At 70.1% G+C, this 23,432-nt stretch carries 23 protein-coding genes and 1 tRNA gene; 12 read left to right on the top strand and 12 right to left on the bottom strand.

All coding sequences use genetic code 11. From position 1 onward, the window contains the following. Positions 1–3 precede the first annotated feature (3 nt). Positions 4–282: a hypothetical protein gene (locus GNT64_RS05850; protein ID WP_156678653.1), complete on the bottom strand. Its 279-nt coding sequence runs from the start codon at positions 280–282 to the stop codon at positions 4–6. A 205-nt stretch (positions 283–487) separates the two neighbouring features. Here GNT64_RS05850 and GNT64_RS05845 point away from each other — a divergent pair, with 205 nt between their 5' ends. Both GNT64_RS05845 and GNT64_RS05840 read left to right on the top strand, forming a co-directional pair. Next, positions 488–673 (top strand): hypothetical protein, encoded by a 186-nt coding sequence (locus GNT64_RS05845; RefSeq protein ID WP_156678652.1) that lies wholly within the window; start codon positions 488–490, stop codon positions 671–673. A 60-nt stretch (positions 674–733) separates the two neighbouring features. After that, positions 734–3,004 (top strand): ATP-dependent helicase, encoded by a 2,271-nt coding sequence (locus GNT64_RS05840; RefSeq protein WP_156678651.1) that lies wholly within the window; start codon positions 734–736, stop codon positions 3,002–3,004. Positions 3,005–3,031: 27 nt separating this feature from the next. Here GNT64_RS05840 and GNT64_RS05835 read toward each other — a convergent pair whose 3' ends face one another. Then, positions 3,032–3,406, bottom strand: a complete 375-nt coding sequence (locus tag GNT64_RS05835) for a hypothetical protein (RefSeq protein WP_231639308.1) — start codon at positions 3,404–3,406, stop codon at positions 3,032–3,034. Between the two features lie 82 nt (positions 3,407–3,488). Between GNT64_RS05835 and GNT64_RS05830 the strand changes: the two genes are divergently transcribed. Both GNT64_RS05830 and GNT64_RS05825 read left to right on the top strand, forming a co-directional pair. Further along, positions 3,489–4,265, top strand: a complete 777-nt coding sequence (locus GNT64_RS05830) for an NYN domain-containing protein (RefSeq protein WP_156678650.1) — start codon at positions 3,489–3,491, stop codon at positions 4,263–4,265. Between the two features lie 59 nt (positions 4,266–4,324). Next, entirely contained in the window at positions 4,325–4,507 is a 183-nt protein-coding gene (locus tag GNT64_RS05825; protein WP_156678649.1) for a hypothetical protein, read from the top strand. Between the two features lie 8 nt (positions 4,508–4,515). Here the strand turns inward: GNT64_RS05825 and GNT64_RS05820 are convergent, their stop codons facing one another. The 3 genes from GNT64_RS05820 to GNT64_RS05810 all read right to left on the bottom strand — a co-directional run bounded on the left by GNT64_RS05820 (position 4,516) and on the right by GNT64_RS05810 (position 7,354). Beyond that, entirely contained in the window at positions 4,516–5,406 is an 891-nt protein-coding gene (locus GNT64_RS05820) for an NAD(P)H-hydrate dehydratase (RefSeq protein WP_156678648.1), read from the bottom strand. After that, complete coding sequence (locus GNT64_RS05815; RefSeq protein WP_156678647.1) at positions 5,403–6,167, bottom strand: histidine phosphatase family protein; 765 nt, start codon at positions 6,165–6,167, stop codon at positions 5,403–5,405. Before GNT64_RS05815 ends, GNT64_RS05820 begins: the two co-directional genes overlap by 4 nt. Before the next feature lie 104 nt (positions 6,168–6,271). Next, entirely contained in the window at positions 6,272–7,354 is a 1,083-nt protein-coding gene (locus tag GNT64_RS05810) for a mannose-1-phosphate guanylyltransferase/mannose-6-phosphate isomerase (protein WP_156678646.1), read from the bottom strand. 153 nt (positions 7,355–7,507) lie between these two features. On the opposite strand from GNT64_RS05810, the gene GNT64_RS05805 reads away from it, so the two are divergent. The 4 genes from GNT64_RS05805 to GNT64_RS05790 all read left to right on the top strand — a co-directional run bounded on the left by GNT64_RS05805 (position 7,508) and on the right by GNT64_RS05790 (position 13,161). Further along, positions 7,508–8,896 carry a TIGR03013 family XrtA/PEP-CTERM system glycosyltransferase gene (locus GNT64_RS05805; RefSeq protein ID WP_156678645.1) on the top strand — a complete coding sequence of 463 codons (1,389 nt, stop codon included), beginning with the start codon at positions 7,508–7,510 and terminating at the stop codon, positions 8,894–8,896. Between the two features lie 10 nt (positions 8,897–8,906). Then, positions 8,907–10,979, top strand: a complete 2,073-nt coding sequence (gene prsK / locus GNT64_RS05800) for an XrtA/PEP-CTERM system histidine kinase PrsK (RefSeq protein ID WP_156678644.1) — start codon at positions 8,907–8,909, stop codon at positions 10,977–10,979. Positions 10,980–10,990: 11 nt separating this feature from the next. Further along, positions 10,991–12,343, top strand: coding sequence for a PEP-CTERM-box response regulator transcription factor (gene prsR, locus GNT64_RS05795; protein ID WP_156678643.1), 1,353 nt, complete (start codon positions 10,991–10,993; stop codon positions 12,341–12,343). Between the two features lie 146 nt (positions 12,344–12,489). Further along, positions 12,490–13,161: a hypothetical protein gene (locus tag GNT64_RS05790; protein WP_156678642.1), complete on the top strand. Its 672-nt coding sequence runs from the start codon at positions 12,490–12,492 to the stop codon at positions 13,159–13,161. Positions 13,162–13,169: 8 nt separating this feature from the next. Here GNT64_RS05790 and GNT64_RS05785 read toward each other — a convergent pair whose 3' ends face one another. From GNT64_RS05785 to GNT64_RS05770, 4 genes are all read right to left on the bottom strand, one after another. Further along, on the bottom strand, positions 13,170–13,799 hold the full coding sequence (locus GNT64_RS05785) for a DUF4893 domain-containing protein (RefSeq protein ID WP_231639306.1): 630 nt from the start codon (positions 13,797–13,799) through the stop codon (positions 13,170–13,172). 63 nt (positions 13,800–13,862) lie between these two features. Then, positions 13,863–14,648, bottom strand: a complete 786-nt coding sequence (locus GNT64_RS05780) for a 3-hydroxybutyrate dehydrogenase (RefSeq protein ID WP_156678641.1) — start codon at positions 14,646–14,648, stop codon at positions 13,863–13,865. A 7-nt stretch (positions 14,649–14,655) separates the two neighbouring features. Further along, entirely contained in the window at positions 14,656–15,789 is a 1,134-nt protein-coding gene (locus tag GNT64_RS05775; protein ID WP_156678640.1) for a patatin-like phospholipase family protein, read from the bottom strand. Positions 15,790–15,850: 61 nt separating this feature from the next. After that, the gene (locus GNT64_RS05770) at positions 15,851–18,448 is read right to left on the bottom strand and encodes a M1 family metallopeptidase (RefSeq protein WP_156678639.1); all 2,598 of its coding nucleotides are present in this window, start codon (positions 18,446–18,448) and stop codon (positions 15,851–15,853) included. Between the two features lie 127 nt (positions 18,449–18,575). On the opposite strand from GNT64_RS05770, the gene ypfJ reads away from it, so the two are divergent. Beyond that, the gene (gene ypfJ / locus GNT64_RS05765) at positions 18,576–19,454 is read left to right on the top strand and encodes a KPN_02809 family neutral zinc metallopeptidase (RefSeq protein WP_156678638.1); all 879 of its coding nucleotides are present in this window, start codon (positions 18,576–18,578) and stop codon (positions 19,452–19,454) included. 33 nt (positions 19,455–19,487) lie between these two features. Here the strand turns inward: ypfJ and GNT64_RS05760 are convergent, their stop codons facing one another. Together GNT64_RS05760 and GNT64_RS05755 are read right to left on the bottom strand one after the other, a co-directional pair. Continuing rightward, entirely contained in the window at positions 19,488–20,477 is a 990-nt protein-coding gene (locus tag GNT64_RS05760; RefSeq protein WP_156678637.1) for an NADP-dependent oxidoreductase, read from the bottom strand. An 84-nt stretch (positions 20,478–20,561) separates the two neighbouring features. After that, a complete protein-coding gene (locus GNT64_RS05755; RefSeq protein WP_156678636.1) occupies positions 20,562–21,491 on the bottom strand; it encodes a DUF2171 domain-containing protein in 930 nt (309 codons plus the stop codon). A 226-nt stretch (positions 21,492–21,717) separates the two neighbouring features. Between GNT64_RS05755 and GNT64_RS05750 the strand changes: the two genes are divergently transcribed. The 3 genes from GNT64_RS05750 to GNT64_RS05740 all read left to right on the top strand — a co-directional run bounded on the left by GNT64_RS05750 (position 21,718) and on the right by GNT64_RS05740 (position 22,565). Next, a tRNA-Ala gene (locus tag GNT64_RS05750) sits at positions 21,718–21,793 on the top strand. 162 nt (positions 21,794–21,955) lie between these two features. Further along, the gene (locus GNT64_RS05745) at positions 21,956–22,225 is read left to right on the top strand and encodes a hypothetical protein (protein ID WP_231639304.1); all 270 of its coding nucleotides are present in this window, start codon (positions 21,956–21,958) and stop codon (positions 22,223–22,225) included. Positions 22,226–22,316: 91 nt separating this feature from the next. Next, positions 22,317–22,565 carry a hypothetical protein gene (locus GNT64_RS05740; protein ID WP_231639303.1) on the top strand — a complete coding sequence of 83 codons (249 nt, stop codon included), beginning with the start codon at positions 22,317–22,319 and terminating at the stop codon, positions 22,563–22,565. A 36-nt stretch (positions 22,566–22,601) separates the two neighbouring features. On the opposite strand, the gene GNT64_RS05735 is transcribed toward GNT64_RS05740, so the two are convergent. Beyond that, complete coding sequence (locus GNT64_RS05735; protein WP_156678634.1) at positions 22,602–23,408, bottom strand: TrmH family RNA methyltransferase; 807 nt, start codon at positions 23,406–23,408, stop codon at positions 22,602–22,604. Positions 23,409–23,432 lie beyond the last annotated feature (24 nt).

Here is a 23,432-nt window from a genome sequence, read left to right as displayed (position 1 = left end):
CCCTCAGAACGAGACGGAGACGCGCCCCATCGCCCGGTTCGGGCGCAGCTTAACGCGCAGCCGGATGTCGTCCGCATCCTCGCGCGGCGGCGCCATGCCCTCACGCAGCCGCCAGGCGTGGCCCTCGTCCGTACCCACGGCGCGCAGATCGAAGACCGGCTCGTCCAGCAGGATCGGCCGCGCCGACGCGCCGTCCACCTCCTCCACGGCGTGGGCCAGCGATGCGGCGTGCGCCGGCAGTGCCAGCGATCCGAGGATCAGGCAGAGGGCGGTACGTGTCACGATATCTCCGAACGGCGGCGCGTGCCGGCTGAACGCCCACGCCGCGCCGGGTTTCCGCATAGTGTCCCAGGCGCGCGCCGGGGACATCAGGCGTGACGCTGCGGAAACCGTCTGCAATGTGTCGTTAGGCACATCTCTTGACCGCAATCGTCCCTAACACCGCCTTGCGTCGCTGCTGCCGCTGCTCTGGTTCGGGACCAAGCCGATGACGGAACGACACGAAGCCGATCACGACCGTCTCGCGCGCATGCTGGCCCTGAACGCCGGCGTCGAGTGGGATCGCCTCAGCGACTATCCGGGCTACTCGAAATATTACTGGCGCGAGCAGGCGGAGGCGATGCGCGCCGTCTTCGCCGAACATCCCTCGCTGCTGGGCGCGGCGCGCACCTGATCGGGCGGTGGCGAATGTGCGATCTTGCCTCGCCGGCCTGCGTTCCCTACCTGTTCGCCGGTGAGTCTGCCCGCCCCCGCCCCCGAGCCCGCCTATCTGCGCGGTCTGAACGCCCCCCAGCGAGAGGCGGTGCTGACGACCGAGGGGCCGGTGCTGGTCCTCGCCGGCGCCGGCACGGGCAAGACGGCGGCGCTAACCGCGCGACTCGCCCATCTGGTCGCCACGCGGCGTGCCTGGCCGTCGGAGATCCTCGCCGTCACCTTCACCAACAAGGCCGCGCGCGAGATGCGCGAGCGGGTGGGCCGCATCCTGGGCGACGCGGCCGAGGGCATGGGCTGGCTCGGCACGTTCCACTCGATCGCCGCCAAGATGCTGCGGCGCCATGCCGAGCTGGTCGGCCTGCAATCGAACTTCACGATCCTGGATACCGACGATCAGCTGCGGCTGATGAAGCAGCTGATCGTGACGGCCGAGATCGACGAGAAGCGCTGGTCCGCCCGCATGCTGGCCGGGATGATCGATCGCTGGAAGAATCGCGGGTGGACACCGGCGGAGGTGGACGCCGCCGAGAGCGAGGGCTTCGGCAACGGTCGCGGGCAGGCGATGTACGCCGCCTACCAGGCACGGCTGAAGGCGGTGAACGCCTGTGATTTCGGCGACCTGCTGCTGCACATGCTGGTGATCCTGAAGACGCATCGCGACGTGCTGCAGCTCTATCAGCAGCGTTTCCGCTACGTGCTGGTGGACGAGTATCAGGATACGAATTCCAGCCAGTATCTCTGGCTGCGGCTGATCGCGCAGGAGCGGCGCAACATCTGCTGCGTAGGCGACGACGATCAGTCGATCTACTCGTGGCGCGGGGCGGAGGTGGCGAACATCCTGCGCTTCGAAAAGGATTTTCCCGGCGCCGCGATCATCCGGCTGGAACAGAATTACCGCTCCACGCCGCACATCCTGGCCGCCGCCTCCGGCGTGATCGCGCACAATGGCGGCCGCCTGGGCAAGACGCTGTGGACCGACGAGGCCGAGGGCGACAAGGTGCGCGTGATCGGCGTGTGGGACGGGCCGGAGGAGGCCCGCCGCGTCGGCGACGAGATCGAGTCGCACCGGCGTCGCGGCGGCAGGCTCGACGATGTCGCCATCCTCGTCCGCGCCCAGTTCCAGACGCGCGAGTTCGAGGATCGCTTCATCGCCATCGGCCTGCCGTACCGCATCGTCGGCGGCTTCCGTTTCTACGAGCGGGCCGAGATCCGCGACGCGCTCGCCTATCTGCGCGTGATCGCGCAGCCGGCCGACGATCTGGCGTTCGAGCGGATCGTCAACGTGCCCAAGCGCGGGCTCGGCGACAAGGCGATCGCCAAGGTCCACCAGTTCGCCCGCGCGGAAGGCATCCCGCTCACCACCGCCGCCGCCCGCATCCTCGATACGGACGAACTGACGCCGCAGGCGCGCCGCGCGCTCGGCAACCTCGTCGTCGATATCGCGCGCTGGCGCGATCGGCTGAACGATCTGCCCCACGCCGAACTCGCCCGGCTGATGCTCGACGAATCGGGCTACACCGCCATGCTCCAGGCGGATCGCTCGGCCGAGGCGGCGGGGCGGCTGGAGAATTTGACCGAGCTTGCCCGCGCGATGGAGGAGTATGAGACGCTCTCCGCCTTCCTCGAACATGTCAGCCTCGTCATGGACAATGACGCGGATCGCGAGACGGCGAAGGTGACGATCATGACGATCCACGCCGCCAAGGGGCTGGAGTTCGACACCGTCTTCCTCGCCGGATGGGAGGAAGGCGTCTTCCCCTCCCAGCGCGCGCTGGACGAGGGCGGCGTCGCCAGCCTGGAGGAGGAGCGGCGGCTGGCGTACGTCGCGATCACGCGGGCGCGGCGGGCGTGCTGGATCGTGCACGCGGCCAACCGCCGGATCTACGGCCAATGGACTTCGTCCATCCCGTCCCGCTTCGTCGCCGAGCTGCCGAGCGAGCATGTCGAGAGCGAGACGACGATGAGCGGCGGCGAGTCGCTCTGGCGCGCGCAGTGGAGCGAGCAGGCCGATCCGTTCGCCCATGTCGGCCGCGGCGTGGGGCGCGGGCCGGGATGGCAGCGCGCATCGGCGGCGGGATCGCTGGCGCCGGCCGCGCGCATCGCCGAGGTCCGGTCGAGCGCCGCCAACTTCGCCGCCAAGCCGCGCGCGGACATCGCGCTAGGCCAGCGCGTGTTCCACACCAAGTTCGGCTATGGCGCGGTGGCGTCGATCGAAGGCAACAAGCTGGAGATCGATTTCGAGCATAGCGGCCGCAAGCGCGTGCTCGACAGCTTCATCTCGCCCGCGTGATCGGCCGCTCGCTCGGCGGCCGGCCGGTCAGCCGCTGACGGGTTCGGCCCGGATCGCCGACAGCGTCACGCCGGCGTAGCGCGCCTCACCCGGCACGAACACGGACTGCGGCTCGAACCGCTCGGTCGTCAGGGTCAGGCCGGTCAGCCCGGCGAGCTTGAAGCTGGCGAGCTTGATCTCGCGCGGCGGCTTGCCCTCCCGCTCCGTCACTACCCCGTCGACGAAGGGATCGTCGTGTCGGGTGTAGAGGATGTGCGGAGCGAACTGCATGTCGGTACGGTTGTAGGTGGCGCGCACGCACAGCCGGCGCAGGATCGCGGCCTCAATGATGCCCACCGCCGGCGTCGCCTGGAACGACGGCTCGGTGCTGGCGGCGCTCTTGAGGCTCAGGGTCTTGCGCATATATGCTGCAATGCAGCGGAACGGGTTCGAAAGTCAACCCGGCCGCCTCGCTTCGCCGCCGGAAATCGTCCATGGGCGGGACATGGCACTCGAACCCCGCACCCACCGCCTCGCCGTCCTGATCGACGCCGACAACGCCTCGCCCCGCATCGCGCCGGGCCTGTTCGAGGAGATCGCTCAGATCGGCGAGGCGAGCGTGCGGCGGATCTACGGCGACTTCTCCGGCACGCGGCTGAAGGGCTGGGCCGATATCCTGCAGAAGCACGCGATCACCACGGTGCAGAACTTCGCCTACACCACCGGCAAGAACGCATCGGACATCGCCCTCGTCATCGATGCGATGGATCTGCTGCACAGCGGCCGGCTGGACGGTTTCTGCCTCGTCTCCTCGGACAGCGACTTCACCCGTCTGGCCTCCCGCATCCGCGAGCAGGGCGTCGACGTCTACGGCTTCGGCGAGCGCAAGACGCCGGAGAGCTTCGTCAACGCCTGCCGCCGCTTCATCTACACCGAAAACCTGCTGCCCGAGGCGCCGACCCCGGCCGAGCCCGAGCGGCCGGACACGCGGCCGGCATCGGTCAAGCAGCCGCCGACCGTCGCCACGCCGCTGATCCGCACGGCCATCGCCCAGCTGGAGGACGAGAATGGCTGGGTGAAGCTCGGCCGCATCGGCCAGCAGCTGGCGGTGCTGAAATCGGATTTCGATCCGCGCAGCTACGGCAGCGCCAAGCTCGTCACCCTGGTGGAGAAGACGGGCGCGTTCGACGTTCGCCGCAACGACAGCGGCATCTACGTGCGGGAGAAGGAGCCGACCGCCAAGGCCGCGCCCGCCGTGAAGGCGAAGGGCAAGGCCAAATGAGGTCGGCCGTTCGTCAAGGCTGAAATCCGGCGGCAACATCCTGCCCGCAACCCGGCCGCATGGTCCACATTACCGCCGCCATCGGCCTCGCCCTCGCCTTCCTGCTGGAGATCATCTTCTGGAGCGTCGCGCCCGCCGCCGCGGCGCTGGTGGTGGGCACCCTTGTGCTGGGCGCGGTGATCTGGGCGCTCGTGCTCGGCGTGCGGCGGGCCCGCATCCGGGGGCACGACCGGCTCGATTGAGGTCGGTCTCAGGGGGCCGGCCGGTCCATCAGCCCCGGTATCTCGGCCAGCAGCTCGCGCGCCAGGAAGCCGGTCGTGCCGATCCGCCCCGCGAGTCTCCGCCCCGCCTCGCCGTGCAGCCACACGCCCCACGCCGTCGCCACCAGGGCGGAGGCGCCGCGCGCGAGCAGACCGGCGATCACGCCCGCCAGCACGTCGCCGGAGCCGCCCGTCGCCAGCCCCACGCCGCCGCCGGCATAACGCAGCAGCGTACCGTCCGGCCCGGCGATCAGCGTGCGGCCGGATTTTAGCGCGACCACCGTGCCGCACCGCTCCGCCACGTCGCGCGCGGCGCGATCGGGATCGGCGGCGATCGCGTCCGCGTCGAGCCCCGTCAGCTTCGCCATCTCGCCATGATGCGGCGTCAGCACCAGCCGCCCGTCGTGCCGGCACAGCAGCTCGCGGAAGCGATCGGCGCAGGCGATCGCGGCGGCATCCAGCAGGATCGCCAGGTCGGCGCGCGGCGTATCCAGCAGCGCCTCGACCAGCTCCGCCGCGCCCGCCGCATCGCCCATGCCGGGTCCGAGCACGAAGGCGTCGCAGCGTTCGATCGCCTCGCGCAGAAGCGGCACGGCGGCGACGGCGATCTCGCCGCCGGCATCCATCGGCAGGGGTATCGCCGCCGCTTCCGGCACGTGCATGCCGAGGAGGAGGGCGGCAGGCTCCACCGTCGCCAGTTGCACCTTGCCGGCGCCGGCGCGAAAGGCAGCCTCGCCGGTCAGCCGCAGCGCGCCCGGCACATGCATCGCCCCGCCGGCGGCGAGCACGCGGCCGCGACCGTTCTTGTCGATGCCGGGATCGGTGACGGGCAGCGGGTGCGCCGCGAGCCACGCCTCGTCCAGCGGCAGCGCCTCGCTCACCCGCGCGCCGCCACGATCTGGTCGGGCGCGGTCGTCACCGCCTCGGCCGAATCCTCGATCGGCGCGGTCACGTTGTAGCGCACGAGCACGAGATTGCCGTCCCGGCCCGCCGCCGGATCGAAGCGGTACTCGGTAATCGAGCAGTTCGCCACATCGCCCTCGCGATCGATCGCCAGGATGCGCTCCTCGTCCAGATTCTCGATCACGTAGCGCATGCACAGCACCACCACCTGATGCGCGACGATCATCACGCGCTTGCCCGCATAGTGCAGCGACACGGTATCCATCAGCGATCGCAGGCGGAAGATAACGTCGCACCAGCTCTCGCCGCCGGGCGGACGGTGGTAGAATTTGCCCAGGACGCGGCGGAACTCGGCCTGATCCGGGTAGATGGAGGCGACGCCGGGCGTGGTCAGCCCGTCGAGGATGCCGAACTCCTTCTCGCGAAGCCGCTCGTCGGTGCAGATCACCTCGTCCGGCGCGGCGCCGCCGCCGTCGCGGAAGCGGCGCGCCGTCTGCAGCGCGCGGGCGTAGGGCGAGGCGAGCAGGATCTCCGGCCGGCCATCCTCATGCCCGCTCGCGAACCAGCGGCCCAGCGCATCGGCCTGCCGCTCGCCGCGCGGCGAGAGCGGCACGTCAACGTCGCGCCCGCCGATCGAGATGCGCTCCAGCCCCTCGGCATGGGCGGCGTCGCGGGCGACGTTGCCGGCGCTCTCGCCGTGCCGCACCAGCCACAGCACAGCCGGCCAGCGCGAGGACATCAGCGCACGCCCCGCATCGTCGTCCGTCCGTTCGCCATCGTCACCCTCCGCTCGCGTCGTGCGGAACAGGACGCGCGACCGGGCAAAGGGTTTCGCGGATGTGGTCAGCAGGGCCGATCGAGCGTGATGTGGCCGGTCTTCTTCAGCGCCTCCACCGCGCGCTTCACCTCCTGGCTGCTGCCGCGCGGCATGATCAGCACGGCATCGCCGGTCGCGATCACGATCAGATCGTGCACGCCCACCGCCGCCACCAGCGGTCCGCTGCTGCGGATGAGGCAGCCGCTGGTGTCGATCGCTACGATCTCGCCATGGTGGGCGTTGTTGCCCGCATCCTTCTGCGCGATCTCGTGCAGCGCATCCCAGCTGCCCACGTCGGACCAGCCCATGTCGACGGGCGCCACGGCGACGCGCTCCGCCTTCTCCATCACCGCATAGTCGATCGAATCGGACGGAGAGGCGGAAAAGGCCTCGCGATCGGGGTAGACGCGGCCGCCGTCGCGCTCGGCCGCCGCCCACGATGCGCGGGCGCTATCCGCGATGCCCGACGCGTGCGCGTCCAGCGCGGCCAGAAAGGCATCGGCACGGAACAGGAAGATGCCGCCGTTCCACGCGTAGCAGCCCTCGGCCAGGTAGGCCTCGGCGGTCGCCCGGTCCGGCTTCTCGACGAAGCTCTCCACCCGCCGCACGCCTTCCGCCAGCGCCTCGCCGGTGCGGATATAGCCGTAGCCGGTGTCGGGCGATTGCGGCGCGATGCCGAAGGTGACGAGCCAGCCGTCATTCGCCAGCGGCACCGCCGCCTCGATCGCGTCGCGGAACGCATCGACGTTGGCGATCACATGGTCGCTGGGCATCACCAGCAGCAGCGCATCCGGCGCCACCGCCAGGGCGGCGAGGGCGATCGCCGGCGCCGTGTTGCGCGCCACCGGCTCCAGGATCAGGGTGTCGGCGGGCGCCCCCACCTCCTCCAGCTGACGCTCGATCTCGTCGGCATGGGCGGCGTTGGCCACCACGATCGACCGGCCGAACCGCACCGGATCGCCGGCGCGCTGCGCGGTCAGCTGGAGCATCGTCTGATCGTGGGTGAGGCTGAGAAGCTGCTTGGGGCGGCCGGTGCGGGAAAGCGGCCAGAGGCGGGTGCCCGAACCACCCGAGAGGATGACCGGGCTGATCTTCTGCGTGCTGCTCATCGTGACTCCATGGCGATCCGGTGGGGCATCATCGGCATTTAAACCCGCTCTGCCACCGCCGGTTCAGGATTTCTTTGTCAATTTCCCCGACACTGGCAACTGTCGGTACGGTTTACGGTCGGTGGTGGCCCAGGGGCGAGGAACGTCGGCGGCGTGATACGGCTCTTCAAACATTATATCCCCTATGCCGTGCTGCTGCTCGGCATCGTGGATTTCGCGCTGCTGCTGGTGGCGGCGGAGGCCGGCTGGCGCATCAAGCTGTGGCAGATCGATACGCTGGCCGAACCGATCCGGACCAGATTGCCGCAGCTGCTCAGCTTCGCGATCGCGCTGGAATGCGCGCTGATCGCGGTGGGCGCCTATGGCGACGAGGCGTTGCAGTCGCTGCGCTTCGCCGCCGCCCGGCTGCTGGTGGCGGTGTCGCTGGGCGTGATCCTGATCTCGCTGATGTTCTTCCTGTTCCCCGAACTCACGCTCTGGCGGTCGAACTCCGCCTACGCGATGGGCCTGGCGATCTTCCTGCTCATCCTGGTGCGGGCTTTGTTCGGCCGCGTGCTGGGCGGCGAATCGTTCAAGCGGCGGGTGCTGGTGCTGGGCGCCGGCGCCCGCGCCTCCCGCATCGCCGCCCTCGCCCGCCAGCCCGGCTCGGGCTTCGTCGTCGTCGGCTATGTCGCTATGAACGAGGGGCCGCAGCTGGTGCCGGAGGCGATCGACCGCCGCGCGATCGAGAGCCTGGGCGACCATGTCGTGCAGCTGAGCGCCAGCGAGGTGGTGCTGGCGCTGGACGAGCGGCGCAACGCGCTGCCGCTGAAGGACCTGCTACGGATCAAGACCACCGGCGTCCACGTCAACGAGATCTCCACCTTCCTGGAGCGGGAGACGGGCCGGGTCGATCTGGACAGCGTCAACCCGTCCTGGCTGATCTTCTCCGATGGCTTTTCCTCCGGCCGGCGCTTGTCCAGCATGGCCAAGCGCGTGTTCGATCTGGCGGCCAGCCTGCTGCTGCTGGTGGTCGCAGCGCCCGTGATCCTCGTCACGGCGGTGCTGGTGAAGCTGGAGAGCCAGGGGCCGGCCTTCTTCCGCCAGCAGCGCGTAGGCCTCTACGGCCAGAACTTCTGGATCCCCAAGCTGCGCTCGATGAAGCAGAATGCGGAGGCGCCGGGCACCGCCGTGTGGGCGGAGAAGGACGATCCGCGCATCACCCGCATCGGCCGCGTGATCCGCAAGATCCGGGTCGACGAGCTGCCGCAGGTCTGGTCGGTGCTGAAGGGGGAGATGAGCTTCGTCGGCCCCCGCCCGGAACGGCCGCAATTCGTCGCCGAGCTGGAGAAGGACCTGTCCTTCTATGCCGAGCGGCACATGGTGAAGCCCGGCATCACCGGCTGGGCGCAGATCAACTATCCCTATGGCGCCAGCCTGGAGGATGCCCGCCACAAGCTGGAATATGATCTCTACTACGCCAAGAACTACACGCCCTTCCTCGACATGCTGATCCTGCTGCAGACGGTGCGCGTGCTGATCTGGCCGGACGGCGCCCGGTGAGCGGCACGCGATGATCCTCGATTCGGTCGGCGTCTGGAGCCACGCGGCGGCCGCGATCCTGTACGCCGCGCTCGCGATCTGGCACGTCCGCCGCCCGCTCGCCGCTGCGGAGCGGTGGGCGCCGGCCGCCGCCTTGGCGATAACCGCGCTGTGGGCGCTGCTGGTGATGACGCGCGGGCCGCACGACCTGCTGGCGCGGCTGGCCGAGGGCGGGCGCAATCTCGGCTGGCTCGGCTACATGTTCGCCCTGCAGCGCGGCGGCGGGGCGACGCGGCGGGTGCCGACGATCCCGATCCTCTACGTCGCGATCGCCTGCACGATCGCCGTGCGATCGGCGCTGGATATCGCGATCGTCCGGCCGCCGGGCGATCCGGCGATCGCCGGCGCGGTGTTCTCGGCCGGCATGCTGCTGCGGATCACGGTTGATATCGGCGCGCTCACCCTCGTCCACAATCTCTACACGGTGGCGGCGCCGCAGTCGCGCTGGGGCATCCGCCTGCCGATGATCGCGCTGGCGGCGATGTGGATCTACGATCTCAACGTCTACACCGTGGCCTATCTCGGCCACGTCTGGCCGACGGAGCTGCTCGCCCTGCGCGGCGTGCTGATGGTGGCGCTGGTGCCGGTGTTCGCGCTCGCCAGCCAGCGCCACGCGCGCTTCACGATGCGGCTGTCGCGCAGCGCCGCCTTCCAGTCGCTCTCGCTGCTGGCGATCGGCGGCTATCTGGCGACGATGGCGGTGATCGCGCGGCTGGTGCGGGCGATCGGCGGCGATTACGCGCAGGTGGCGACGATCGGCGTCGTCTTCGTCATGTCGATCGGCGCGCTGCTGTTCCTTCCCTCGCGCCGCATGCAGGCGTGGCTGCGCGTGACGCTCGCCAAGCACCTGTTCCGCCACCGCTACGACTACCGGGCCGAGTGGCTGCGCTTCACCGATACGCTGGGCCGCCCCGGTGGCGACGCCGCCCCGCTGGATCTGCGGGCGGTAAAGGCCATCGCCGACATCACCGAGTCGCCGGGCGGGCTGCTGCTGCTGCCGGACGAGGATGGCGGCCTGACCGCCGCCACCCGCTGGAACTGGCCGACCGCGCAGGTGCCGCCCCGCGCCGCCACCCCGGCCCTGGCGCGGATGCTGGGCGAGCAGGGCCGCATCCTCTCGTTCGACGAGGCGCGACGCGGCACCGGCCATGGCACGGAGCTGATCCCCGGCTGGATCATCGCCGAGGAAAGCGCGTGGGCGGCGGTGCCGCTCGTCCATGTCGACCGGCTCGTCGGCGTCGTGCTGCTCGCGCGGCCCTGGCCGGACCGGACGCTGGACTGGGAGGATTTCGATCTGCTGCGCGTCGCCGGCCGACAGGTGGCGAGCTACATCGCCGAGGCGCGCGGGCAGGAGGCGCTGAGCGACGCCCGCCGCTTCGACGAGTTCAACCGCCGCTTCGCCTTCATCCTGCACGACATCAAGAATCTGGTGAGCCAGCTGAGCGTGCTGACCCGCAATGCCGAGCGCCACGCCGACAACCCCGCCTTCCGCGCCGACATGATCGAGACGCTGCGCTCCTCCACCGCGCGGATGAACGATCTGCTCGCCCGCCTTTCCCAGCATCACCAGGCCCGCACCGAGGAGCCGCGTCCGACGGCGCTGGGCGGGATCGTGGATGCGGTGGTGGCGGCGCGCGGCGGCGGCCGCGACGTGCGCGTCGTCGGCCGGCGGGACATCATCGCCGCGGCGGACGGCGCCCGGCTGGAGCAGGCGCTCTGCCACCTCGTGCAGAATGCGGTGGATGCCAGCGCGCCGGGCGAACCGGTGCTGATCCGCCTGGCCGTGCGCGGCGCGGATGCGACGATCGAGGTGATCGATCGCGGATCCGGCATGTCGGCCGAGTTCATCCGCGCCGGCCTGTTCCGGCCCTTCGCCTCCACCAAGCCCGGCGGCTTCGGCATCGGCGCGTTCGAGGCGCGCGCCATCGTCGCCGCGATGGGCGGGCGGCTGGAGGTGGAGAGCCACGAGGGCGAGGGCAGCCGCTTCACCATCCTGCTGCCGCTGGCCCACGCCGCCGCGTCGCCGCAGCGGGCCGTGGCATGACGGGGAACGGAATGACCGACGACAAACCCAGGCTGCTGATCGTCGAGGACGACGAGGGGCTGCTGCGCCAGCTGCGCTGGGCCTATGAGGATTATGAGGTGATCCCGGCCACCACCCGCTCCGCCGCGATCGATGCCGTGCGCGCCCACGAACCGGCGGTGGTGACGCTCGATCTGGGCCTGCCGCCCGATCCGGACGGCACCAGCGAGGGGTTCGCCACCCTCGCCGCCATCCTGGCGCTGAAGCCGGACACCAAGGTGATCGTCGCCTCCGGCCACGGCGCGCGAGAGAGCGCGTTGCAGGCGATCGCCGGCGGTGCCTATGATTTCTACGCCAAGCCGGTGGATATCGACACGCTGGGGCTGATCGTGGCGCGCGCCTTCCACGTCCACGCGCTGGAGGCGGAGAACCGCCGCCTGGCCGAGCGCGGCGAGGGCGACACCGTGCTCGGCGGGCTCATCACCGCCGCGCCCGAGATGCTGAAGGTGGCCCGCACGATCGAGCGGGTCGCCGCCGCCGACGTGTCAGTGATGCTGCTGGGTGCCAGCGGCACCGGCAAGGAGCTGCTGGCCAAGGGCCTCCACCAGTCCAGCCGCCGCCGCGATGGCACGTTCGTCGCGATCAACTGCGCCGCCATCCCCGAGAATCTGCTGGAGGCCGAGCTGTTCGGCTATGAGAAGGGCGCGTTCACCGGCGCGGTGAAGACCACCGAGGGCAAGATCGAGCTGGCGCAGGGCGGCACCCTGTTCCTCGACGAGGTGGGCGACATCCCCCTGCCCCTCCAGGTCAAGCTGCTGCGCTTCTTGCAGGAACGGGTGATCGAGCGGATCGGTGGGCGGCGCGGCATCCCGGTGGACACCCGCATCGTCTGCGCGACGCATCAGGATCTGGCGGCGATGATCGCCGACGGGCGCTTCCGCGAGGATCTCTACTATCGCCTGGCCGAGATCGTCGTCCGCATCCCCTCGCTCGCCGGGCGGCCGGGCGATGCCGGGCTGCTGGCGCGCCACTTCCTCAAGCGCTTCGCCGCGACGATGAACCCCTCAGTGCGCGGCTTCACGCCCGAGGCGCTGGCCGCGATCGACGCATGGGCCTGGCCCGGCAACGTGCGCGAGCTGGAGAACCGGCTGAAGCGCGCCGTCATCATGGCCGATGGCAAGCTGCTGACGCCCGAGGATCTCGATCTGGCGGAGGCGGACGGCGCCACGATCAACCTGCGCGGCGCCCGCGAACTGGCCGATCGCCGCGCGCTGCGGCAGGCGCTCGGCCGCACCGAGGGCAACATCTCCAGCGCCGCCCGCCTGCTCGGCATCAGCCGCCCGACCTTGTACGACCTGATGAAGCAGTACGACATGCAGGGGTGAGTTGCCGAACCGCGAATTAACTTCACATTAGAGGCGGTCGTGCCAGTCTCCACGCCATGCCGGTGCTGGGAATGGACGCGCGCAGGATAACGGACGGTCCCCGGCCCAGAGCGAGGGTCCGGCGCAGATCGCTTTTCTATCTGGCCATGGCGCTGGTCATCGCCGCGCTGATGGTCGCCGGCCTGTCGTTCGACATACCCAAGTACGTCCTGCGGCCGACCGTGCACCGGCCCACCCTGCTGGCGATCCACTCGGTCGTCTTCTGCGCGTGGATGCTGGTCTACGTCGTCCAGAACATTCTGATCTATGCCGGGCGGCCGCGCCTGCACCGCATGCTTGGCTGGTTCGGGCTGGCGCTCGCGCTGGTGATGCCACCACTGGGCATCGCCACCGCCATCGTCATGCGCCGCTTCAACCTGGAAGCCTTTCCCTCGACCGATCTGGCGCGAGACATCGCCTTTCTGGCAGCGCCCCTGTCCGACATCGTCGCCTTCACGCCGTGTGCCTGGGCCGGCATCTTCTGGCGCCGGCGGCCCGACGTGCACCGGCGCCTGATGTTCCTCTCGACCGCCTCGATCGCGGAGGCCGGCTTCGGCCGGTTGCCGATACCGGGCATGGCGACATGGTTCTTCATCGGCAACGTGCTGCTGTACGGCGCGGGCATGCTGCACGACCGGGTGACGCTGGGCCGGGTCCACCCGGTCTATCGGCGCGCCGTGCCGCTCCTGATCCTGAACGAGGCGGTCGCGATGTATCTGTGGCTTGGCCACCCGGCCTGGTGGCTGGCGCTCAGCCGCCGGATGATCGGCCTCGGCTGAACCGCCCCTCAGCCGCCCTTCGGCACCAGCTCCATCACGTCCACCGTCGATTCCCAGCGCGGGAAGGGCATCACCAGCCGCCAGCGGCGCGGCCCCAGCCGTTCGAGCAGGCCGGCCACGTCGCGCACCGGATCACGGCCGTAATCGAGCGCGCGGGTCTCGTCGCCGAGCATCATCGTGCCCAGGAAGATCATGCGGCCGCCATCGTCGGGGAACAGCAGGCCCACCGGCCGCTGCGATCCGTCGAGCTTCGTCAGGCTCAGCACGTCCGCCTCGCGGGCGATGCGGCAGGTGAAGGCGGGGTAGGCGATATAGTCCATGCCGCCGGTTCCGCTGGCGCCGAGCTTGATCGTGCGGCAGCGATAGTCGCCGGGGGGCGGCACCGGCTCCATCTCGGCGGCGTCGGGCTGGAGCAGGCGGCCCTCGGCCGCCACCGCCGCGCGGTCCGCCGGGCTCGTCACCTTCGCCAGCGCCCGCGTCCAGGCATCGCGCCACGTGCGCAGCCGGTCGCGGTCGGCGGCGGTGGCGATCGTGCGCCAGCTGGGCGACGGCGGGGCCGCGGTGCCCTGGCCCGATCGCCCGGCGCAGCCGCACAGCAGCATCATCGCGGCGATCGCGACCCGTCGAGTGACTGCCATGCGCGACCCTTCCGTAAGCGCGCGGAGCCTATACGCTGCCGTCCGCGATCACAATGCGGCCGCTCACGCCGCCGTCCAGCCGCCGTCCATCGAGAAGTTCGCGCCGGTGGTGGAGGCGGCGGCATCGCCGCACAGCCACAGCGCCAAGCTGGCGACCTGCTCTGCGGTGACGAACTGCTTGGTCGGCTGGCCGGCGAGCAGCACGTCGTTCATCACCTGCTCCCGCGTCAGCCCGCGCGCCTTCATCGTGTCCGGGATCTGCTTCTCCACCAGCGGCGTCCACACATAGCCGGGGCTGATGCAGTTGGCGGTGATGCCGAAGGTCGCCGTCTCCAGCGCCACCGTCTTGGTCAGGCCGGCGAGGCCGTGCTTGGCCGACACATAGGCCGACTTGAACGGCGATGCGGCGAGCGAGTGGGCGGAGGCGGTGTTGATGATCCGCCCCCACTTCCTCGCCTTCATCCCCGGCACGGCGGCGCGGATCGCGTGGAAGGCGGCCGAGAGGTTGATCGCGATGATCTGATCCCATTTCTCTATCGGGAACTCCTCGATCGGGGCGACATGCTGCACGCCGGCATTGCTGATCAGGATGTCAGGCCCGCCCAGCGTATCGGCGCAGGCCTTCACCATCCCGGCGATCTCGTCCGGCTTCGACATGTCGGCGGGGGAGTAGGCGGCCCCCGCCCCGCTCGTCTCGGCCAGCGCCTTGCGTTCCGCCTCGATCGCGTCGGCGTCGCCGAAGCCGTTGATCATCACCGCCGCCCCCTCCGCCGCCAGCGCCTTGGCATAGGCGAGGCCGATGCCGGAGGTGGAGCCGGTGACGAGCGCGGTCTTGCCTGTGAGGAACATGGGGTCTCTACTCCGGTCTGGTTAGGTCGAAGGCGGCCGTCCTGCCGTCGATGATGTTGCTGGCGAGCAGGCCCGAGCGGGTGATCGTCTGCGCCACCGCCGCCTGGCCCGCCGACCAGTGTTCGCCCATCGTGCGGGCGGAGAACTCATAGTCGCGCGATCCGCCCTCCCACGCATTGGCGCGGTAGACGAGCTGGACGAGGTTGACGCTGTGCTCGCGCGCGGCCTCCGCCAGCGCGGTGACGTCGGGGTCGCCGGCCAGGTCCGCCGGCAGCTTGGCCAGCACCTTGCGGATCGCCTCCCGCTCCCGCCGCAGCTTCAGCAGCTGGTCCGATATCTGGCGGGTGCGGCTGGAGAACTGGATCTCCTTGGCGCGGGACATCACGTCCATCATCGTCTTCGGCCGATCGTTGGCGGCGGCGAACAGATCCACCTGAAAGACGAGCAGGTCGCCCGCCTGGCTGTCCAGCACGTGGCTGAGCGGGGTATTGGAGACGAGGCCGCCGTCCCACCACAGCCGCCCGTCTATCTCCACCGGCGGCAGGCCCGGCGGCAGCGCGCCGGAAGCCATGATGTGGCGCGCGTCGATCCGCTCCCGCCGGCTGTCGAAATAGTGGAAGTTGCCGCTCTCCAGCTCCACCGCGCCGACCGACAGGCGCACCGGCCCGTCGTTGAGCAGATCCCAGTCGACCAGCGCGTCCAGGGTCGCGGCGAGCGGGGCGCTGTCGTAGAAGCTCAGCGCGCCCGGCGTTCCCGCCGGCGCCAGCACCGGCGGAATCAGGCGCGGGCTGAAGAAGCCCGGGATGCCCGCCGCCGCCACCCACCCGGCGGAGAGCAGGTGCACCGCCTCGCGCATGCGCTCGCCCGGCCAGATCGGGAAGCTGGGCAGGCTGCCGGAGACGCCGTCCCAGAAGGCGCGCAGCCGGTCGACCCGGCGCGCCGGCGGATTGCCGGCGATGATCGCGGCATTGACCGCGCCGATCGAGATGCCGGCCACCCAGTCAATCTCGATCGCGGCGCCGGCCAGCGCCTCGTACACGCCGGCCTGGTAGGCGCCCAGCGCACCGCCGCCCTGCAGCACCAGGGCGACCTGATCCGGCAGCGGCAAGGCGGCGCGGCGGACGGGTTCGTTATCGGCCATGCGCCCTATGTGGCCGCTATGCCGCAGTGCATCAAGCGATCAGCCGGTCATGACCGATTTGTCACCGCGCCGCCGCCGCGGGCGTCCCCGCCCATGCCGCGATCGCCTGCGCCTGCCGCTGGCGGAGCGCGGCGCGGTAGCGGATCGCACTGATCGCGTTCATCGCCCCCTGCCGCGATCCGGCCGGCAGCGCCCGGTTGGCATAGGCATCCACCCGCCCGGCCAGAGCCGGATCGTTCGAGGCCCTGGCGAGGCCGACGATGAAGCCCGGTCGGGAACTCGTCTCGACGAAGCCGTTGACCGCGCCGGCCCGTGCACTGGCGAAATCGAAGGCGAGCGCCGGATGCTCGGCGGCGACGCCGGCCAGGATGGCAGCACGATCGGGCAGGGTCGCCTCCTCCGTCATCGCCAGCGCCAGCGCCTTCTGCGCCAGCGCCGGATCGTCCGCGTCGGCCAGCGCGCCGTAGAGCGCGCGGCGCGCCAGCGGATTGCGCTCCGCCAGCGCCATCGCGTGCAGCCGCTCCCAATCGGCCGGGGTGGCGTTGCGGGCGTAGACGGCCAGGATCGCGTCGCGCGTCGCCGCCGGCAGATCGTCCAGCCGGCCCGCCGTCGCCGCGCGGGCGGACGCCACCACCGGCGCGTAGCCGAACCGGCCCAGCGTGGCGATCAGCACCTCGCGCAGCTGGCTCTCCGCCGGCGTGTCGGCGCGCTTCGGCGCGAAGCCCAGGCGATCATAATGCGGCGCCAGCAATGCCGCCGCGCGAGCGCGGAACGCCGGCTGCACCGTATCCCCTTTCAGCAGCAGATCGATCGAGGCGAGCTGCGAGGCGACCACCCGCCACACCAGCGGATCGGCCGTGGCCGGAATGTGATCGATCAGGCCTAGATAGCGATCCATGCCGGCATAGCCGCCGTTGGCGAGGCCCAGCGTGTCGCCCATGAAGCCCACCTGATCGGCCAGCACCAGCCCGGCGAAGCGATCGCGCAACATGGCGAAGTGGCCGGCGGCGGGCAGGAAGCGATAATAGCCCTGCTGCCCCGGATTGACGACGGCGAGGCCGCAGCCCTGCACGGTGATCGGCCGCGCCGCCGGCCCGCTGACGTCTTCGCGCGCCACGGCGTTGCCGCCCGTCACCGTCACCGGCACGATCCACCGCCGCCGGGTGCGCGCCGCCGGATCGAGGCCGAAGCGATCCTGCGACACCGTCAGCCGCGTGGCTCCGCCGACGCACGTGGGCTCGCCCCCGCGGATCAGCGGCACGCCGCCCTGCAAGGTGAAGGTATCGGCGAACGGCTTGACCGGGCGGCCGGACGCGGCGGCCAGTTCCGCCCACAGCCGGTCCGTCCGGGTGTTGCCATATTTGTACTTGGCCATGTAGCGGCGCACGCCATCGCGGAACCTGTCCGGGCCGAGCGCGGCCTCGATCATGCCGATCACCGCCTGTCCCTTGGCGTAGGTGATCGAATCGAACGCCTGGCTGATCTGGTCCACCGTGGCGATCTTCTGCACGATCGCGTGGGTGCTCGGCTGGGCATCGGCGGCGAAGGCGCGCTCCCGCTCGAACGCCACGTCCTGCGCGGCCTTGTTCCAGCCGGGGTTGAGATCGTTGGAGGCCTTGCCTTCCATCCACGAGGCAAAGCCCTCGTTCAGCCACAGATCGTCCCACCAGGCCATCGTCACCAGATCGCCGAACCACTGGTGCGCCATCTCGTGCGCGACGACGGTGAAGATACGCTGCCGCTCATTCTCCGAGGTGAGCTTCGGATCGACGAGCAGCGCCTTGTCGAAGTAGAGGATCGCGCCCCAATTCTCCATCGCCGAGAAGAACTGGCTGCTGCCCGGCGCGGCGATCATGTCCAGCTTGGGCAGCGGATAGGGCGTACCGAAATAATCGTTATAGTAGGTCAGCAGCCGCGCCGCGCTTTCCAGTGCGTAATCGCCCTGATCGATCGCGCCCCGGCGGGTGATGATGCCGATCTCGGTCGCGCCGACGCGCTTCGTCCTGCGCTCCACGTCGCCCATGCCCAGGAACAGCAGGTAGCTGGACATCTTCGGCGTGGTGGCGAAGGTGACGAGGGTGCGGCCGTCCGCCGCCTTCGCCCTGCTCTCCACCGGCATGTTCGAGAAGGCGGTGTCGCCGTCCGGCGTGGCGGCGGTCAGGCGGAAGGTGGCCTTGCGCGCCGGCTCGTCCCACATCGGCGCGAAGCGGCGGCCGTCGGCGGCCTCGAACTGGGTGACGAGCAGCCGTTCGGCCTTGCCGTCGCGATCCTGATAGTCGACCGCGAACAGCCCGGCGGCGGAGCGGTTGATCGTGCCGCGCCATGCGATCGAGAGCGTGTGCCGGCCGGTCGAGACGGGCGCGGGCAGGCTCACCGTCAGCGTCTGCGCGGCCGCGTCCAGGCTCGCCTGGCCCGGCCTGCCGTCCAGCGTCACCGCGCCGACCGTCAGATCGGCGGCGTTCAGCACGATCGTGCGGGTGGGCGCCGTCACCGCGATCGTGATGTCCTCGCTGCCGGTGAAGCTCAGCCTGGCCGCATCGGGCACGACGCGGATATCGTAGTGCAGCGGCGTCACGTTCGCGGGCAGCACCACCTTCTCCGCCGGCGCGGCGCCGATCGTCAGCAGCATCGGGAGCAGGGCGAGGCGCGACCGGCGCATGGCGATTTCCTTATGTTATTCAGGCTGTCGGCCGGCTTAGGCACAGCGCGCAATGTCGGCAAGCATGCGCGTGCAACCGTTTCGGGCACGAAGCATTCTCTTGCACGAGACAGGGGGGAGTGCGGCCATGCGGCTCGACGACGAACAGGAGAGCAGCAACTACGAGGTGCAGCAGGGCGGCGGCGGTGGCGGCTTCGGCCTGCCCGGCGGCCTGATGCTGGGCGGCGGCCGGCTGGGCTGCGGCACGCTGGCGATCATCGTGATCGCGGCGCTGATCTTCGGCATCAACCCGCTGCAACTGCTGGGCGGCGGCGGCGGCATCGCGCCGGTGCAGCAGAGCGGCCCGGCCAGCCGCGGCGACCCGTCCCAGCTCACCGACAGCCAGCGCCTTTCCTTGAAGGTGCTGGGCTCCACCGAGCGGCGCTGGACCGATCTGTTCGCCAAGTCCGGCGAGCGATACACGCCGGCGGTGCTCAGCTTCTACAGCCGATCGGGCACGTCGGGCTGCGGCGTGGCGCAGTCGGCGATGGGGCCGTTCTACTGCCCGTCCGACAACAAGATCTACCTCGACACCGAATTCTTCGACGAGCTGCGCCAGCGGTTCGGCGCGCCGGGCGACTTCGCCCAGGCCTATGTGATCGCGCACGAGGTGGGCCATCACGTGCAGAACCTCACCGGCATCGCCGATCGCGTCCGCCGTGCGCAGGCCAATGCCAGCGAGGCGCAGGGCAATGCGCTGCAGGTGCGGATGGAGCTGCAGGCGGACTGCTACGCCGGCATCTGGGCCAAGAACGACGTCAACCTGCTGGAGCCGGGCGACGTGGAGGAAGGGCTGCGCGCCGCCCAGGCGATCGGCGACGACACCCTGCAGGAGGCCGCCGGCCAGCGTCCGGTGCCGGAGAGCTTCACCCACGGCAGCTCCGCCCAGCGCATGGAGTGGCTGAAGCGCGGGCTGGACAGCGGCGACCCCGCCCAGTGCGACACTTTCAAGGGCATGGGCATCTGATCGCGGTCGGCGGCGGACCGCCGCAGCCGTCACTTACAGCCGCACGAGCATCTTGCCGACATTGCCGCCGCTGAACAGCTCGCGAAAGGTCTGCGGCATCGTCTCCAGCCCGTCGCGGATCGTCTCGACCGGCCGCAGCTGGCCGGCCGCGAACCAGCCGGCCATGTCGCGCTGGCACGCGCCGAAGCGATCGGCGAAGTCGAAGACGATGAAGCCGCGCAGCCGCACGCGCGCCGCCACGATCCGCATCAGGTTGCGCATCTCCACGGGCGCCGCCGCATTGTAATTGTCGATCATGCCGCACATGGCGAAGCGCGCGCCGTCCTTCGCCACGCCGAGCGCGGCATCCAGATGATCGCCGCCGACATTGTCGAAATAGACGTCGATCCCCTCCGGCGCGGCCTGCGCCAGCGCCGGCGCGATCGCGTCGACCGCGCGATAGTCGATCACCGCGTCGGCGCCGAGCGAGCGCAGCAGCGCGATCTTCTCCGCGCCGCCGGCCGATCCGATCACCCGCATGCCCTTCAGCTTGGCAATCTGGACGACCGCCGAGCCGACCGCTCCCGCCGCCGCCGACACGAACACGGTGTCGCCGGGCTGCGCCTCGGCCACCGCCAGCAGCCCGAAATAGGCGGTCATCCCCGGCATGCCGAGCAGGCCGAGATAATGCTGCTCCGGCGCGTTGCTCCCCGGCAGCTTCGTCAGCGCCTCGGCCGGCGCCACCGCCTCGTCCCGCCAGCCGAGCATGTGCAGCACCCGGTCGCCCGGCGCGAAGCGATCGTCCGCCGATTCGATCACCTCGCCCACCGCTCCACCCTCCATCGGTTTCCCAATCGCGAAGGGCGGCACGTAGCTGCGCGTGTCGCGCATCCGCCCGCGCATATAGGGGTCGACCGAGAGCCAGCGATTGCGCACCCGCACCGTGCCGGGCGTCAGCGGCGCCGATGCGATCTCGGCCAGGGTGAAATCCTCGTCGAGCGGCAGACCGTCCGGTCGGCGGGCGAGCAACCAGGCGCGGGGCATCACGATCTCCTTGCGGCACGAAAAAGGGGTCCGGTTGCCCGGACCCCCTCCCTGCCACGAACATGGCCGTGGCGTCATCAGCGCTCAGTAGGTGCCGGAGAAGCTCCGGTTCAGGTTGCGCGGCCCGCCGGACCTATCGTCCGACGACCAGTTCGACTGGCCACCGATCGCGCTGTTATTCTCCTCGTCCTTCCAGGCCTGCTTGGCCTGATCGGCGGTGCGGTTGATGTGCACCTTCTCGTCGACCTTCTCGATCCAGGAGGACGGGATCGAGTGGTGGTGGCCGCCGGCATCCTTGTCCGTCTTTGTCAGCAGGATACGGTCGTCGCGCACATGATCGACGGTGCCGACATGGACGCCATCCGTGCCGACCACCTCCTGATGCTCCCGGGCCTGCTTCAGCGAGTCCCGCTGCGTCTGGCGCTTGCCGCGCCAGCCGGTGAACTCATTGTCGAACTTGGACTGATGCTCGCGCCGGTAATCGTCATAGTCGCGATCGAGCGCCTCGATCTGGCGATCGCGCCACGAGCGATAGCTCGGATCGTGATCGCGCCCGCTGTCGCGGTTGCCACCCGCATCGCGATTGTCGCGCGACTGGTCGCCGCTCCAGCCGTAGCCCGCTACCGGTGTGCCGAAGCCCGGATCGCCGAAGCCGGCATAACGCCCGCCGCTGTCGCGGCCATAGGACTCGCGGCCGTAGCGTGCCTGATCGCGATCATAGTCGCGCTGCGCGAAACGCTCGTCGAAGCGGCGGCGGCGCTCCGCCTCCTCGTCGCCGAACCACGAGCGGACCTCGTCGCCGGCGCGGTCGAAGAAGCCGCGATCCTCATAGTCATAGCCCTGCGGCGGGCGACCATAATCGGAGCGGCCGCGCTGCGCATCCTGACCGCGATAGCCACGGTCGCGATCATATCCGCCATCTTCGCCGCGGCCATAGTCACGGCCACCACCGTAGGACCGATTGCCATAGTTCTGATCGCGGCCGAAGCGGCCGTCGTTACGATCATATCCCATATGATCCTCCTCTATTCCTCTTGCCAAGACCATGTCTTCTCTGCCCGATCCCGGGTGGCACAGTCTCGACCGGATAAAATCCCCGGCTCGTCCTTCGTTCCGGAAAACGGCGCTGAACACGATGAAACGTGCCCGCCGAAGGACGCGCATCGGCCGGTTCGCAGGTACGCGAACAAGGCCGTTGCATCGGGAAAGGCGGGCGGCTAGAGGGAGCGCCCGGCGGTACGGGGCTGTAGCTCAGATGGGAGAGCGCTGCAATCGCACTGCAGAGGTCAGGGGTTCGATTCCCCTCAGCTCCACCACCGCCGGATCGCCCTTTATACTGCGCTGCATGGGATCGTACCGCGAAACCGTGCCGCTCTGGGGCGGTTCGCCGGGAGGCGCGATAATCGTGCGGTGGCCGCGCGCAGATTAGCTCGATCGTCACTTTCGTGCGTTACGTTCTGGAACCAAGGAGTCCAGCGATGCGCACATATCGATCGGCCGGTGTCCTGATGGCGCTGGCGATTGCCTCTCCGGCGATGGCGGGGCCGAACGCCTTCTGGATGTTCGGGCTAGACCGGCAATATAATCACGGCACCGGCGGACGTGCCGACGCCACGGACGCAATGGCGCGCGCGCGCGTGAAGCAGCCTGCCATCCTGCTGGCGGCCGCGACACACGCAAAGCCGCAAGTGGTGGCTTCGCCCGATCCGCTGCCGGCGACGGCCGACATCCTGGCGGACCCTTCCTGACAATCAGCTAAACGCGGCGTTCAGCGGGCGGACTCGTACGCTGGCGCACGCTGCCCCTCTGCCCGACTCCACGGGCGACAGGAGGAAGCGCATGAACATCAGGATCGCTTTGGCCGCGGCCGGCCTCGTCCTCGCCAGCCTCGGCGCGACGACAGGGGCGGAGGCCCGGCCCCATCGCGACGACGGCTATCATCGCGATCACGGCCGCCACCATGGCTGGGATCGCGGCCGGCGCGGCTGGAACGATCGCCGCTACGGCCACCACGCCGGCTACTACCGCCCGGCGCGGCACTGCTGGACGGAGTGGCGTCACCACCACCGCGTGCGCGTCTGCCGCTGAGCGGCGCGCCGGGGGAGGCGCGCCCGCCACGGCGCGTCACCCCGCGCGGCGACGCTGGTTCAGCACCTCATAGGCCATCACCGCCGTCGCCACCGCGGCGTTAAGGCTGTCCGCGCAGCCCAGCATCGGCATCTTCACCAGCAGGTCGCAGGCGGCGGCATATTCCGCCGGCAACCCCTGCGCCTCGTTGCCGACCAGCAGGAAGGTGGGCGCCGCATAGGCCGGCGCCTGATAGTCGATGTCGGTATCCAGGCTCAGGCCGACGAGCTGACCCGGCCCGCCGCGCAGCCACGCGATGAAGTCCGGCCACGCCGCCGCCGCGATCGGCTGGGTGAACAGCGCCCCCATCGAGGCGCGCACCGCCTCCACCGAGAAGGGATCGACGCACTCGTCGATCAGGATCAGCCCACCCGCGCCCACCGCGTCGCCGGTGCGCAGGATCGTGCCGAGGTTGCCCGGATCGCGCAGCGACTGCGCGACCAGCCAGATGGCGGCGGTGGCGCGATCCAGCGTGGCGAGCGGGCGGGTGAACTCGCGATACACACCCAGCACCGTCTGCGGATTGTCCTTGCCGGAAAGCTTGTGGAGGATGTCCCGGCTGGTCTCGATCGCCTCGCCGCCGCCGGCCTCCACCGCCGCCACCAGCCGGTGGACGAGCGGATGCGCCGCGCTCTCGGCGGCGTAGAAGATCGTCTCTGCCACGCGGCCCGCGTCCAGCGCCTCGGTAAGGATGCGCAGCCCTTCCGCCAGGAAGCGCCCCTGCTCGCGCCGGTGTCTCTTCTCGCGCAGCAGCCGCACGCTCTTGACGAGCGGGTTGGAGAAGGCGGTGATCTGACGGGGCACGGGACCCTCCAATAATCCTCCCCG

The organism is Sphingomonas profundi, assembly GCF_009739515.1.
Taxonomy (GTDB): Bacteria; Pseudomonadota; Alphaproteobacteria; order Sphingomonadales; family Sphingomonadaceae; genus Alterirhizorhabdus; species Alterirhizorhabdus profundi.
This window is presented reverse-complemented; position numbering and strand designations above follow the sequence as displayed.